General features: G+C 64.3%; 12 protein-coding genes and 1 riboswitch. Of the genes, 6 read left to right on the forward strand and 6 right to left on the reverse strand.

Annotation, left to right across the window (positions count from 1 at the left end):
• The first annotated feature begins 3 nt into the window (after positions 1–3).
• A complete protein-coding gene (locus KF719_RS13540) occupies positions 4–699 on the forward strand; it encodes a TonB family protein (RefSeq protein WP_293509234.1) in 696 nt (231 codons plus the stop codon).
• An 8-nt stretch (positions 700–707) separates the two neighbouring features.
• Here the strand turns inward: KF719_RS13540 and KF719_RS13545 are convergent, their stop codons facing one another.
• Positions 708–2,222: a histidine kinase dimerization/phospho-acceptor domain-containing protein gene (locus KF719_RS13545; protein WP_293509235.1), complete on the reverse strand. Its 1,515-nt coding sequence runs from the start codon at positions 2,220–2,222 to the stop codon at positions 708–710.
• 283 nt (positions 2,223–2,505) lie between these two features.
• Between KF719_RS13545 and hisS the strand changes: the two genes are divergently transcribed.
• The 4 genes from hisS (at position 2,506) to KF719_RS13565 (ending at position 7,013) form a co-directional block, all read left to right on the forward strand.
• Positions 2,506–4,017 (forward strand): histidine--tRNA ligase, encoded by a 1,512-nt coding sequence (hisS, locus tag KF719_RS13550; protein WP_293509236.1) that lies wholly within the window; start codon positions 2,506–2,508, stop codon positions 4,015–4,017.
• Positions 4,018–4,108: 91 nt separating this feature from the next.
• Positions 4,109–5,284, forward strand: coding sequence for an ATP phosphoribosyltransferase regulatory subunit (locus tag KF719_RS13555; RefSeq protein WP_293509237.1), 1,176 nt, complete (start codon positions 4,109–4,111; stop codon positions 5,282–5,284).
• A complete protein-coding gene (gene hisG / locus KF719_RS13560; RefSeq protein ID WP_293509238.1) occupies positions 5,281–6,258 on the forward strand; it encodes an ATP phosphoribosyltransferase in 978 nt (325 codons plus the stop codon). Before KF719_RS13555 ends, hisG begins: the two co-directional genes overlap by 4 nt.
• Before the next feature lie 5 nt (positions 6,259–6,263).
• Positions 6,264–7,013, forward strand: coding sequence for a TSUP family transporter (locus tag KF719_RS13565; RefSeq protein ID WP_293509239.1), 750 nt, complete (start codon positions 6,264–6,266; stop codon positions 7,011–7,013).
• Here the strand turns inward: KF719_RS13565 and KF719_RS13570 are convergent.
• On the reverse strand, positions 7,002–7,811 hold the full coding sequence (locus tag KF719_RS13570; protein WP_293509240.1) for an SDR family NAD(P)-dependent oxidoreductase: 810 nt from the start codon (positions 7,809–7,811) through the stop codon (positions 7,002–7,004). The genes KF719_RS13565 and KF719_RS13570 overlap by 12 nt on opposite strands.
• The gene (locus KF719_RS13575) at positions 7,808–9,151 is read right to left on the reverse strand and encodes an NAD(P)-binding domain-containing protein (RefSeq protein ID WP_293509241.1); all 1,344 of its coding nucleotides are present in this window, start codon (positions 9,149–9,151) and stop codon (positions 7,808–7,810) included. Before KF719_RS13575 ends, KF719_RS13570 begins: the two co-directional genes overlap by 4 nt.
• Positions 9,152–9,250: 99 nt before the next feature.
• On the opposite strand from KF719_RS13575, the gene KF719_RS13580 reads away from it, so the two are divergent.
• Positions 9,251–9,871, forward strand: a complete 621-nt coding sequence (locus tag KF719_RS13580; protein WP_293509242.1) for a TetR/AcrR family transcriptional regulator — start codon at positions 9,251–9,253, stop codon at positions 9,869–9,871.
• Here KF719_RS13580 and glyA read toward each other — a convergent pair.
• From glyA to KF719_RS13595, 3 genes are all read right to left on the reverse strand, one after another.
• Positions 9,868–11,130, reverse strand: a complete 1,263-nt coding sequence (gene glyA / locus KF719_RS13585) for a serine hydroxymethyltransferase (protein WP_293509243.1) — start codon at positions 11,128–11,130, stop codon at positions 9,868–9,870. The genes KF719_RS13580 and glyA overlap by 4 nt on opposite strands.
• Positions 11,131–11,179: 49 nt before the next feature.
• A riboswitch (ZMP/ZTP riboswitch) is annotated at positions 11,180–11,265 on the reverse strand.
• Positions 11,266–11,402: 137 nt separating this feature from the next.
• On the reverse strand, positions 11,403–12,677 hold the full coding sequence (locus tag KF719_RS13590) for a hypothetical protein (protein ID WP_293509244.1): 1,275 nt from the start codon (positions 12,675–12,677) through the stop codon (positions 11,403–11,405).
• A gap of 148 nt (positions 12,678–12,825) precedes the next feature.
• Positions 12,826–14,007 (reverse strand): acyl-CoA dehydrogenase family protein, encoded by a 1,182-nt coding sequence (locus KF719_RS13595; RefSeq protein ID WP_293509245.1) that lies wholly within the window; start codon positions 14,005–14,007, stop codon positions 12,826–12,828.
• Positions 14,008–14,122 lie beyond the last annotated feature (115 nt).

Raw genomic sequence — 14,122 nt, forward strand, 5'->3', positions numbered from 1 at the left:
CCGATGCGTCCCGATGCCCGTCCCATTGCCGCAACGCGACCGCGCGATCTCTGGATCGCCATCGGCATCGCGCTGGTGCTGCACGGTTTCGCGGCGGTGGCGGGGCTGAAATGGTTCGTCGCGGCGCTGGAGCGGCCCTCGCCGGGCGCCAGCGCCACGACGATCAACTTCGCGGCCTTCAGCGACGCGCCGCAAACCGCCGAGCCCGCGCCGCCCCAACCCGAACCCGAAACACCGAAAGTCGAGCCGCCGAAGCCGGAGCCCGCGCCGGTGCGCCGCGCCGCGCCGCGCGAACCCGAGCCCGAGGAAGCGGCGCCCGAGGCCCCGCCGCCGCCGCCTGCCGCGACGCCGGGCCCGGCCGGCCTCGCGCGCGAAGGCGCCGCCGAAACCGGCGTCGGACAGGAAACGATGGAGGCGGATTATTTCGCCGCCGTCTCGGCCTGGCTGGCGCGCCACAAGCAATATCCGCGCATGGCGCGGCGTCAGCGGATCGAAGGCGAGGGCCGGGTGTATCTGCGTGTCGCGCGCGACGGCAGTTTGATTTCCTACCGGATCACGCGCAAGACCGGCTCGGTCGTTCTCGACCGCGAATTGACGGCCACCATCGAACGCGCCGCGCCGTTCCCGCCCTTCCCGCCGGACATGCGTGCCGCGACGCTCGAATTCGTGGTGCCGATTATTTTCGAATTGACCGAATAGCGCGGCCGCTAGCGGATGACGCGCTCGGGCGGAAAGCGCAGCGCGATTTCCATGCCGCTGCCGGTCGCCTGTTCGCCGCGCACGACGCCGAGGCTGCCGCCATGCAGCTCCATCACCTTGCGCGTCAGCGACAGCGCCAGGCTCTCCTCGCGCGGTGCGCCGCTGTCTTCGGCGCTGACGAAAGGATCGTCCACTTCCTCGATCCAGGGCAGCGCGTTCTGTTCGGCCGCCCGGTTGCGCCGCTCGGCCAGCGTGACCGCGATGCCGCCCCGTTCCTCACGCAAGGTGAGGCGAACGGTCGAGCCGCGATGCGCACAATGAACCGCTTCGGCCAGCAGCCGGAAAAGCCCCTGCCGGAGGCGTTTGGCGTCGCCGCGCAGGCCCGGCAGCCGTTCCGGGCAATCGACCTCGATGGTCACGCCTTCGTCGACCGCGTGCTGGCGCTGGCTTGCCACCGCGATCTCGGCAAGCTGCGCGAGATTGCAGATTTCGTCGGTGAGCTCGATCTGGTCCATTTCCGCTTCGGCGATGCCGAGCAGGTCCTCGATCATGTCGAGCAGCATCGTGCCGCTGGAATAGATGTCGCTCGCATATTCCTTGTAGCGCGCGGTGCCGACCGGCCCGAGGCGCTCGTTCTTCATCATCTCCGAAAAGCCGATGATATGCGTCAGCGGTGTCCTGAGGTCGTGATTGACGTTGGAGAAGAAGCTCTGGCTGCGCCGCCGCGTCTCGTGGCTCTGCGCCTCGGCCGCCTGCATGGTGCGTTCGAGCTTCTGGCGAACGGTGACGTCGTTCAAGGCCGCGACACGCGCCGGCACGCCGCCCCAACGCGTGTCGATGACGCGCATTTCGACGAAACGGTTGTCGCCGTCGGGCCGGGTGATTGTGACGTCGTGTTCGCCGGCCTCGCTCGGCAGGCCGAAAGGCTGGCCGATCAGTTCGTCGCCCTCGCGGCCAAGCAGCTCGCGCGCCGCGCTGTTGGCGAAGCGCACAAGCCCCGAACTGTCGAGAATGACGATCGCCTCCGGCGTTTCCTGCACCAGCGTCACGCGCGGCTGCGTGTCGGCCTCTGCCGGCATGGCGGCGGGGCGTTCGTCCCGCGCGAGACGGCGCTTGATCGCGCGGCGCAGCGCCAGGCCGAGCGCACGCGGCGCGTCGGTGTCGGCGGCAAGGCAATCCTCGGCGCCCGCTTCGATGGCTTCCGCCTGCAAGGCGGCGTCGTCGGCGCCGACCGCGATAACCGGCGCATTCGGGCCGAGCGCCACCGCGCGGCGCAGGAAATCGAACGACGATGCGTCGCCGTCGCCGAGATCGACGATCAATGCGTCGATGCCGGGCGCCAGCAACGGGTCGATGCCGTCTTCGGGATGGGAAAAGCTGAAGCTGAGCGGGCCCGCGGCGCCGGACGCGGCAAGGCCGCGCAACGAGTTGCAAAGCGGTGTGGAGACGCTGACGACATGGGCGGCAAGCGGCGGCAGCGGGCGGCTGCCGCTCTCGCCGAGGGGGCTGATTTGGTGACTCATGACGATACCTGGACGAGCCAAGTTCAACTCACTCTCCGCCCCCCCAAAAGGGCCCCTGCAACCAATCACATATTCCGGCGCGAATCGGTCCGCCGCTGTGTGTGTTAAGAATCCACCTATTTGGTAAACAGAAAGTAAAGGACCACAGGATTTGGTGGTTCCATTCCGGGGCAGCCACTAATGAGCGCCGTTAGGGCCCGCTTGTTCCCGGAGAGGCGATGGGCTAGGTATGCGCCCGCGCCGGATTTACGGCGCAAATCCGGCCCGAACCGCTTGTGAAGATATGAGCAAGAGCCCGAAAACTTTCCGCCCCAAGGCGCGCGTGCCGAAGGGGCTGCGCGACCTCTCCGCCGGCATGGTCCGGGCGGAGCTGAGGATGCTTGCGCGCATTCGCGAGGTTTACGAACGCTACGGCTTCGATCCGCTGGAAACATCCGCCATCGAATATGCCGACGCGCTGGGCAAGTTCCTGCCGGATGAAGACCGGCCGAACGAGGGCGTCTTTTCGTTTCAGGACGACGACGAACAATGGCTGTCGCTGCGCTACGATCTGACGGCGCCGCTGGCCCGCTACGTCGCCGAGAATTACGACGGCTTGCCCAAGCCCTTCCGCCGCTATCAGACAGGCTCCGTCTGGCGCAACGAGAAGCCGGGGCCGGGCCGCTTCCGCCAGTTCACGCAGTTCGATGCCGACACGGTGGCCGCCCCCGGCGTCGCCGCCGATGCCGAGATGTGCATGATGGGCGCCGACTGTCTCGAAGCGCTCGGCATTCCGCGTGGGCTCTACCGCATCCGCGTCAACAACCGCAAGGTGCTGGACGGGCTGCTCGAAACCATCGGCCTTGGCGGCGATGCGAATGAACTGGCCCGCGCCACCGTGCTGCGTTCCATCGACAAATTCGACAAGCTCGGCCGCAAGGGCGTCGAATTGCTGCTGGGCGCGGGCCGCAAGGACGAGTCCGGCGACTTCACCAAGGGCGCGGGGCTCTCGCCCTCGCAGATCACCGCCGTTGCCGACTATGTCGAGTCCGGCCTCGGCGAAGGCGCGACGACGCGAAAGCTGGTGCTCGAAAACTGGCGCAAGATCGTCGGCGGCAGCGCCACCGGCGCCGAAGGCCTCGACGAGCTTGCCGAAATGGATGCGCTGTTCGAAGCGGCGGGCTATGGCCTCGACCGCATCGAATTCAATTCATGGATCGTGCGCGGCCTCGGCTACTACACCGGCCCCGTATTCGAATCCGATCTCCTGTTCGAAGTGAAGGACGAGGCGGGCAATCCGGTGCGCTTCGGCTCGGTCGGCTCGGGCGGGCGCTATGACGGCCTCGTCGAACGCTTCAAGGGCGTCAAGGTTCCGGCCACCGGTTTCTCCATCGGCGTCAGCCGTCTGCAGGCGGCACTGGAACTTCTCGGCAAGCTCGACATCGAGGATGTGGCGGCGCCCGTCGTCGTGCTGACGCTCGATGCCGCCCGCATGGCCGATTACCAGCAGATGGTAAGCGAATTGCGCGCCGCCGGCATCCGCGCCGAAATGTATCTCGGCGGCTCGGGCATGAAGGCGCAGATGAAATATGCCGACAAGCGCGGCGCTCCCGTTGCCGTCATCGAGGGCGAGGACGAGCGCGCCAAGGGCGAGATCACGCTGAAGGACCTGATCCTCGGCGCCGAAATGTCGAAGGAAATCGCCGACAACACCGCCTGGCGCGAAGGCCAGCCGGCGCAGGTCGCCGTGCCGCGCGCCCGGCTGGTGGAAGAGGTGAAGGCCATTCTCGCCCGGCATGGACTCCATCGCGGCTGAGCCGCCTCCGAAATCCCGCTTCCCGATATTTACCATTTTCATGCTAGACAGGGGCGCGCCGGAAACGGCGGAGGCCCGAAAGGTTATTCAGATGTCGACGTCGATTGCAGCCGAGAAAGGCGAAGCCTTGCGCGCCCGCGAGGCGCTGGGCCTTGCCGTGCGCGGCGGTTTCGAGCGCGCAGGCTATGCGCCTGTTGCCGCGCCGGTTCTCCAGCCCGCCGATATATTCCTCGACATGTCGGGCGAGGACATCCGTCGCCGCATGTATGTCTTCGCCGATCCGGGCGGCAACGAGCTTTGCCTGCGCCCCGAACTGACGATCCCGGTCTGCCGTCTCTATCTCGAAAGCGAGGGCGGGCCGCAGCGGCTCTGTTCGCTGGGCGCGGCCTATCGTTACCAGAAGCGCGGCTCGGCAAAACTCACCGAGTTCACGCAGGCCGGCGTCGAATGTCTGGGGACGGAAGATGCCGAAGGCGCCGATGCCGAAGTGGTCGCGCTGGCGGCCCGCGCGCTGGCCGAGGCGGGCCTGAAGGATTACGCGATTGAAACCGGCGACCTCGCGCTTTTCGATGCGCTGGTCGATGCGCTCGACTTGCCGCCGGGCTGGCGGGCGCGGCTGAAGCGCCACTTCTGGCGGCCCGACTATTTTCGCGCGTTGCTTGAGCAGCTCGCGGCGGGCGGCGTGAAAGACGAAACCGGCGACCGCGCCGCGCTGATCTCGGCCATTGCCGGTCTCGACGAGGAAAGCGCGCGAAACGTCATCGAGGATGTGCTGAAACTCGCCGGCATTGCGCCGGTCGGCGGCCGCACGGTGGGCGAGGTTGCCGAACGCCTGCTCGAACAGGCCGAACTCGCGGCCAGCAGCGTGCCCCGCGAGGCCGCGAAACTGATTTCGGATTTCCTCGCCGTTTCGGGCACGCCCGCCGACAGCATCGCCCGCATCGCGAAGCTGACAAAATCCGCCGGCGTTTCGCTCGACGCGGCCATTGCGCGCTTCGAGCGCCGTCTTGACCTGATCGGCAAGGCCGGGCTCGATTTGTCGCGCGCGCATTTCTCGGCCGGCTTCGGCCGCAACATGGCCTACTACACCGGCTTCGTGTTCGAGTTCCGCGTCGCCGCGCTCGGCGAAGACGCGATGATCTGCGGCGGCGGGCGCTACGACCGGCTGCTCGCGGCGCTGGGCGCCAAAGCGCCGGTGCCGGCGGTCGGCTGCGCGGTCGGCATCGAACGCCTGCTGATGGCCCTCAACCGGGAGGCGGGCAAATGAGCGGCAAACTGACGATCGGCCTGCCCTCCAAGGGCCGCCTTCAGGAAAACGCCAGCGCCTTTTTCGCCCGTGCCGGGCTGAAGGTGCGCCAGGATGGCGGCCGCGGCTATACCGGCCGGCTCGACGGCGTCGCCAATGTCGAGATTGCGTTCCTGTCGGCCTCTGAAATCGCCGGACAGTTGGAGCAAGGCCTCATTCACCTGGGGCTGACCGGCGAAGACCTGATCCGCGAAAAACTTTCATCGCCCGAGCGCGATGTCGAATTGCTGTTGCCCTTGGGCTTCGGTCACGCCGATGTCGTGGTCGCCGTGCCGCAAAGCTGGATCGACGTCGCCACCATGGCCGATCTCGACGATGTGGCGCTGGCCTTTCACACGCGGCGCGGACGGCGGCTGCGCGTCGCGACGAAATATTTCAACCTGACGCGCAACTTCTTCGCCGAACACGGGCTGACCGACTATCGCATCGTCGAAAGCCTCGGCGCGACCGAGGGCGCGCCGGCGGCCGGTACCGCCGAAGTGATCGTCGACATCACCTCGACCGGCGCGACGCTGACGGCCAACAATCTGAAAGTGCTGGACGACGGCACGATATTGAAAAGCCAGGCCAATCTTGTCGCTGCGCTCGGCGCCGACTGGAGCGATGCGGCGCTCGCCGCGGCCGGCGAAATCCTCGACCGCGTCTCGGCGCAGGCCCGCGCCGCGAAGACCGTCGAGGTGCGCTTTGCCGGCGGCAACGACGACGCGAAACTGCTGGCCGAACTCGAAAAGCGCTTCGGCGCCAGCGTGCCTTTCGGCGCGGGCGCGGCGCCGGTGCGCATCGTCCACGGTCCCGAAGACCGGCTCTACGATCTCGTCGCCTTCCTGAATGCGAAGGGCCGCGAAACCGTCACTGCCGCCCGCGCCGATTATGTGTTCGAGGCGAAAAACCCGCTGCGCGAGCGGCTGCTCGAGCGTCTGAAATCCCGGAGCTGACATAAATGACGCCCATGCTTGCCGCCGTCACCGCCCTTGTGGTCCTTGTGACGGCGACACTATCGGGCATTTTCGGCATGGCGGGCGGCATGGTGCTGATGGCGTTTCTCGTCATCGCCTTCCCGGTTGGCGCCGCGATGATGCTGCATGGCGTGACGCAGGCGGTGTCGAACGGCTACCGCGCCGTCATCAACCGCCGCGACATCGTCTGGCCGATCGTCGCCACCAACATGGTGGGCGCCGCCGCGGCGCTGGCGCTCTTCTTGTTGGTCAGCTTCGTGCCCGACGAGGCGACGGTGCTGCTGGTGCTGGGCGCGATCCCCTTCGTCGCCTTCGCGATCCCGGCAAGCTGGGGCCTCGACGTGACCAAGCGCATGGTTTCGGTCGCGAGCGGCTTCGTCGTCACCGCGCTGACGCTGACGGCGGGTGTCGCCGGTCCGATCCTCGATGTGTTCTTCGTGCGCAGTCCGCTGACGCGCCACCAGATCGTCGCCACCAAGGCGGTCACGCAGACCTTGCAGCATCTGACCAAGCTGCTCTATTTCGGCGCGCTGGCCGCGCATCTGCTGCCCGAGGCAGGACTTGCATGGTGGGTTTACGTCATGGTCGCGCCGCTCGCCATGCTCGGCACGACGCTTGGCAAGATGGCGCTCGACCGCATGAATGACGGCCAGTTCAAAAGCTGGAGCCGCTACATCCTCTTCGTCCTCGGCGCCATATTGATTACGCGCGGGCTCGTGCTGCTACTCGACTGAAAACCCTTTGCGCGCGATGAATTTGAGGCGGCCTTTCTCGCCGATCTTCTCCATCGTCGGCAGCAGCGGACGGATCATCCACGGAAACGCGCCGAAGAAGCGCGCGAGAATGCTGGCGCTCCACGGCACATAGATTTCGAGCTTTCCGCTGTCGATGGCCTTGAGCGTCGCAGCCGCCACATCTTCCGGTGTCATCACCTTGTCGATGAAGTTGAGCACCGATCCCCCATGCAGTGCCTCGTGATGCAGCATCGGCGTGTCGACGGCGGCCGGATAAACGCCCGACACCTTGACGCCATGCGCGGCCATTTCCTGATGGAAACCGGCAAGGAAACCGCGCAAGCCGAATTTCGACGCCGAATAAATGGCGCTGTCTTTCAGCGAAATAATGCCGCCAAGCGAAACGGTGGCGACCATCGCGCCCTTGCCCCGCGCGATCATTTGCGGCGCCACGGCGCGCATCAGCCGCACCGGCGCGCGCAGGTTGATTTCGAGATGGCGGTCGAGAACCTCCTGGTCGAGATCGGCGACCGCCCCCGGAATGCCGATGCCGGCATTGTTGATGAGCACATCGAGATCGGCGTGATCGCGCATGATCGCCGTGCAAAGCCGCTCCACATCCTCGCGCGAGGAAAGATCGCAGGCGAGCTTCTCGGGCGGCGTCTTCAGCCCCGCCGCCACCGCGTCGAGAAGCCCTGCCTCGCGGTCGACAAGCACCAGCCGCCAGCCGCGCGCATCGAGTGCGCGCGCAATCGCCGCGCCGATGCCGCCGCCCGCCCCGGTGACGAGGGCTTTCACGCGGCCGCCCGTTTGTCGCCAACGCGCAACGCGTCGAAGCAGCCGTCTTCCAGCGCCGGCCAGCCGAAGCGCTTGCGGATGCGCGTCATTTGCTTCCTGTAGGCGTCGATCTCGACATAGGTGGCGTGCCGGTCGGAGCCGACGAATTTGATACCGCCCGAAAGGTCCGGCCGGTCGGTGGCGATCAGCTTGTCGAGCGCCGCGTCGCCCTTCGCGCGTGCCATGATGGTGCGCACGATCAGGTCGGCCATTTCGTCGAACAGCTTGTAGGCGCCGCCATTGGTTTCCATGAAGCCGAGGCCGTAAAGCGTCGGCTGCGTGCGGCTGAAAAGATTCATGTAGAGATCGGGCTTGCCGCCCTTCCACGAGAAAAGCGCCGGATCGACATAGGGCACTTTCCAAGTGTAGCCGGTGGCGCAGATGATGAGATCGATCTCCTCCGACGACCCGTCCTTGAAATGAACGGTCTTGCCCTCGAACCGCGCCACGTCGCGCTTCGCCGCGATGTCGCCATGGCCGAGATAGTGCAGCAATTGCGTGTTGAGGATCGGATGTGTTTCGAAAAGCCGGTGGTCGGGCTTCTGCAAGCCGAGCCGCGTCAGGTCGCCATTGAGGACACGCAGAATGGCGCCCAGGACGCGCTGCGCCAGCCACATCGGCAGATGCGGCCCGCCATTCGCGACGACATCGGCCGGAACGCCGAAGAGATGCTTCGGCACGAAATGATAGCCGCGGCGCAAGCTGATGAAAGCCTTGTCGGCGGCCTTGGCCGCGTCGCAGGCAATGTCGCAGCCGGAGTTCCCCGCGCCGATGATGAGCACGCGCTTGCCCTTGAATTCATCCATCGACTTGTAGGTGACGGCGTGGCGCATCTCGCCGGTGAATTCGCCCGGATAATCCGGCATCGAAGGATGCCAGTTGGTGCCGTTGGCGCAGACGAGCGAACCGTAACGCTTCGTCTCGCCGCTCGACAGCGTCACCTGCCAGCTTCCGTCGGGCTGCAATTCGGTGCGCTCCACCGCCACGCCGAAACGAATATGTTCCCGCAATCCGTAAGCGTCGGCGAAGTCGCGCATATAGCTGTGGATCTGTTTGCCCGACGGATAGTCGGGATAGGCGTCCGGCATCGGGAAGTCGTGGTAATGCGATTGCGTCTTCGACGAAATGAAATGCGCCGAGTCGTAGACCGGCGATCCGGGATTGGTCCGGTCCCAAAGCCCGCCGACATCCGAATGCCGTTCATAGACGTCGAAAGGCACGCCGTGGCGCAGCAGCGCCCGCGCCAGGCTCAGTCCCGCCGGCCCGCCGCCGACGACGCACACCCTTGCCGTTTCGCTCATCGCCGTGCTCCCGAAAAAAGTGAATAATCCTCATATTTGTGATAAGTGATAAACCCTCATATTTTTCCGCGCAAGCGAAAAGATGAAATGGAAGCCCCAATGAGCGATGCCGCCGCCGCGCGCCGCAAACCGACCCAGGCCCGGGCGCTGGCGCGCGTCGAGCGGATTCTGGCCGCCGCCAGCGAGCTGATCGCCGAAACGGGCAGCGACGCGGTGAAGATGACCGAGGTCGCCGAGCGTGCGGGCGTGCCCATCGGCTCTCTCTATCAGTATTTCCCCGACAAGGCGGCGATCCTGCAAACGCTGGCCGAACGCTTCGCTGAACGCGTCCGCGCCGGCATCGCCGAAAGTCTCGCGGGCGTTGCCACGCGCGACGATGCGCTGGCCCGCGTGGACCGGCTGCTTGAGGATTATTACGCGCTGTTCCTGACCGAGCCCGTGGTGCGCGACATCTGGTCGGGCACGCAATCCGACAAGAAGCTGCAGGAACTCGACATCACCGACAGCCGCGCCAATGCCCGCGTCGTCGCCGATGCGCTGAAACATCTGGTGCCGCGCAAGGAGCGCGCGCGTTTCGAAACCGTCTGTTTCCTGACGATGCAATTGACCGGCGCCGCCGTCCGCCTCGCGATCGCGGTCGACCGCAAGGAGGGCGACAGGCTGATGGCCGAATATCGCCGCATGTTGCGCGACGAAGTTGGCGGGTTTCTGGCTCTCTAAAGCCCCGGCACCGGAAAGCGCGATGTCAGCGTGTGCGTGCGCGCCGCAAGTTTCGTTTCGGCCGCCGCGTCGCCGCCCGCCGCAAGCGTCTCGGCGATGATCGCGGCAATCTCTTCCATTTCCGCGTGGCCCATGCCGCGCGTCGTCGGCGCCGGCGTGCCGAGCCTGACGCCCGAAGGCCGCATCGGCGGGTTGGGATCGTCGGGGATCACCTGCTTGTTGACGGTGAGCCCCACGCGGTCGAGCGCCGCTTCCGCCTTCGCCCCGTCGAGGCCGAAGCTCTGCACGGTGTCGATCACCAGCAGATGATTGTCGGTGCCGCCGGTGACGAGCTTGACCTGCCGGACGTTGAGCGCGGCGGCCAGCGCCTTGGCGTTCGCCAGAACCTGCCGCGCATAGTCCTGAAAGGCCGGCATCGCGGCCAGCCTCAGCGTCGTCGCGGTCGCCGCCACCTGGTTCATATGCGGACCGCCCTGCAAACCCGGAAACACCGAAGCGTCGATCTTTTTGGCGAACTTCTCCTTGCAGAGAATAAGCCCGCCGCGCGGCCCCCGCATCGACTTGTGCGTCGTCGTCGTCATCACGTCGAAGCCGGCATCGAGCGGATTGCGCATGACATCGGCGGCAATCAACCCGCCAATATGCGAAACGTCGGCCATCGTCAGCGCGCCGACCTCATCCGCCACACGCCGAAAATCGGCATAGTCGTAATCGCGCGGATAGGAGGAATAGCCGCAGACGACAAGCTTCGGCTTCGTCGCGCGGGCCACATCGCGCAGCGCCTCGAAGTCGATGGCGCCGGTCGAAGGATCGGTCTTGTAGCGCACGAAATTGAAGATGCGCCCCATATGGCTCACCGGCGCCCCATGCGTCAGATGCCCGCCATGCGAAAGATCCATCGCCAGAATAGTGTCGCCGGGTTCGAGCAGCCCCAGATAAACCGCCTGATTCATCGGCGACCCCGACAGCGGCTGCACATTGGCGTGCTCGGCGCGGAACAGCGCCTTCGCCCGCTCGCGCGCGAGGTTTTCGATGCGGTCGGTGAATTCCTGCCCGCCATAATAGCGCCGGCCCGGATAGCCTTCCGAATATTTGTTGGTGAAGGCCGAGCCCAGCAGCGTCAGCACTTCGGGAAAGGCGTAGTTTTCCGACGGGATCAGTTCGAGTTCGGCGCGCTGCCGCGCCTCCTCGCCCTTCAGCGCCACGAATATATCGTTGTCGGATTGCGCCAGCCTTGTGCGTTCGGGTGAGCTTGTCATGTCGCGTCTCCTTCGAGCCTGAAAACAAAAACGCCCGGCCAGCATCTTGAAGTGCTGCCCAGGCGATCGGCTGAAGACCAGTCTCCGCGCTCCCCGATGGTGACCCATCTGATATCGCCAGTCGCGCGGAGGATATGTACGACCGGAAGTGGGGGAAAGACTATTCGCGCGTAGCGCGCATGACAAGTGCTGCGCTTGGGGATTCGCGCGGGACTCCGCTCATTCGACGAAATGGGAAAGCCTAAGGAATGGAGCCGGACCCCAAGGTTAAATCACTGCTGAACGGTCAATATGGTCTGTGGCGACAGAATATCCGATTGAGACGTTCTCATCGCAATGACCTGCGAAATGAAGGCAAACGCCTGCAATGCGAGATTCGGGCGCTTGTTCTCATCCGGGATTGCATGTGTATTGCCGTGAAAGACAACGCTCAACGCGCCATAGTCGAAGAACGGGTCAGGCGGCAGTACGTCAATTGAGATCAACGGTTCGCCTTGTTGCCTTCCGCGCATGCCTATCACAACGTCGTTTTCGCCGGCGCATTCGACGGGCGCTTCGGGCGCCTTCCGCTGCGTACAGCGAACAATCTCGCCGAGATATTTAAGCATATCGTGTGGCGAGCGAAGGCTCAGGATCATCTGCTGTTTTGACGCATTGTTTTGTATATCGGTTGGTGGCGGCCGCTCGCCCACCGCCGAGAGAGAATACACTTGAGGCGTGGAGACGCCATTCGGAATGTTGGGTGTTCCGTTGGCTGCCAAATTGGTCGCTGAATCTACTTCGCACGCATGCATCTCGCGTGGGCCAAAAGCTCTTTCGGTTGTTAGGTTGAAATCAGCATCTGTAACAGCCACTATCGGCATTCCCCTCCCGTCGGCGATCGTGTATCCCTTTTCAGACACGGCAACAATCTTGTCGATTGAAGCGAGATTCGCATTGTCCACAGCGAATGACTTCTTGCCGGGATTTCTTCGAAACGTTGGTTCGGCGTCATGCAGTGCTTTCGAGAAGCATGCAAATTTCTCAAATGCGGATAGATCGCCAGGGTCATTGTCGACAGTCATTGTCGTTCTCTTGCCCTTTCCGTCATCGGTCGTCCAAACCACCTTTCTCACAGCAAGATGGAAAATAAGCGACGGGTCCCAGCCTTGGTCCATGACAATCTGGAGCGTCTGCAATTCGAGAGGGTTGATGATCGCCGACAGGCGCTCCTTGCTTGCGATTGGCGTAATGGACATCGTGGGATTGTCCTTGTACGTCAATTTTGGCGTGAGTTTGTACGAATTTGGCGCCGCGTTTCCAAACGGCAGGTCGAGCCCAAATTCGCTCTGGACCATTACGTTGGCGGAAATGGCGTCGATTGACGTGAAGTACAGCGGATAGCCCTTGCTCGCGCGTACGACATTCAGAAGAAGCATCCTGTCGTTTGTCGTGGCAATCAGCTTGTTGTAGCTCGACGCATCGGTAACTTCCTGAAGGGCGAGATTGCAGCCCGCAAGAAAGACAAGAACGAATGGAAGGAAAGCCAACTTCAGCAGGTTACGCATTGGAGCCCCCGAATGCGATGTGCCGGATACTGAATACTAGGACTCGTCCTTGTACGGAAGTCAAACCCAAATAGTGTTTTACACGCCCACCCAATTCGGGCAGCGTCTTTACCGGTCGGTCCTGTGAATTAGATGGCGGACCCGGGCCTCAAAGCCCCAATATCCGCTTGGCGATGATGTTCTTCTGGATTTCGTTCGAGCCGCCATAGATCGATTGCGCCCGCGCCCCGAGATAGCGCGCCACCGATGGCGCGGCGCCGGCCGGCAGCGCGGTGTTGTGCGTCCAGCCGGGTGCCACCGCGTCCGGGAAGGTGGGCAGGGCATAGAGCCCGTAGGCCTCCATGCCGAGCTCGGTAATGTCCTGGGCGAGTTCCGTGGCGATGATTTTCAGGATCGAGGATTCGTTGCCCGGCGCGCCGCCCTCGGCGACCGATGAAAGCGTCCGCAGCACGGTGATTTCGAGCGCGTCGAGCCGCGTTTCGAGGGTGCCGAGCTTGGCCGCGAATGCCGGGTCGGCCAGAAGAGCGCGCGCCTGCGCGACGCTGCGAATATCGGCAAGCTGTTTCCGCTTGCCCGCCACATGCGCGTAAGACGTGCGCTCGTGGCCCAGCAGGTAGTTGGCGTAGTGCCAGCCCTTGCCTTCCTCGCCGATGCGGTTTTCGGCCGGCACGCGCACATTCTCGAAGACGACACTGTTGAGCGCATGTTTGCCGTCGATGGTGATGATCGGATGCACCGTGATCCCCGGCGTCTTCATGTCGATCAGCAGGAAGCTGATGCCCTCCTGCTTCTTTTCCTCGTGGCTGGTGCGCAGCAGGCAGAAAATCCAGTCGGCATGTTGCCCGAGGCTGGTCCAGATCTTGGTGCCGTTGACGATGTAGTCGTCGCCGTCGCGTTGAGCGCTCGCCTGCAGCGAGGCGAGGTCGGAGCCCGAGCCGGGCTCCGAATAGCCCTGCGCCCAGAAAGTGGTGCTGTCGAGAATGCCGGGCAGGAAGCGCTTCTTCTGTTCGTCCGTACCGAAAGTGTAGATGACGGGCCCCACATAAAGCAGGCCCATCGGCACGACGTTCAGCGCGCCCGCGCGCTCAAGCTCCTCGTCGAAGATATATTTCTCGTTCGCCGTCCAGCCGGTGCCGCCATCCGCCTTCGGCCAGTTGACGGCAAGCCATCCCTTGGCCGCCATCGCGCGCTCGGATGTCTGGTAATCGGCTTTCGCGGGCGACGCGCCCGACGCCATCTTCTCCACGATCTCGCGCGGATATTCGTTCTCGAAGAAGTCCCGCACCTTCATGCGGAACTGTTCGTCCTTTTCGGAGAAGGAGAAGTCCATCTGTCTGCCGCCCGGTTTGAATTTCTGTTGGCGGCAGTCTAGCGGTCGCCCGCCGCAAAGCAAAAGGGCCGGTGTTTCCACCGGCCCTTTGCCATATTCGTCGCCATTCGCCGGC

The organism is Parvibaculum sp. (assembly GCF_019635935.1).
In the GTDB taxonomy this organism is placed as follows: domain Bacteria; phylum Pseudomonadota; class Alphaproteobacteria; order Parvibaculales; family Parvibaculaceae; genus Parvibaculum.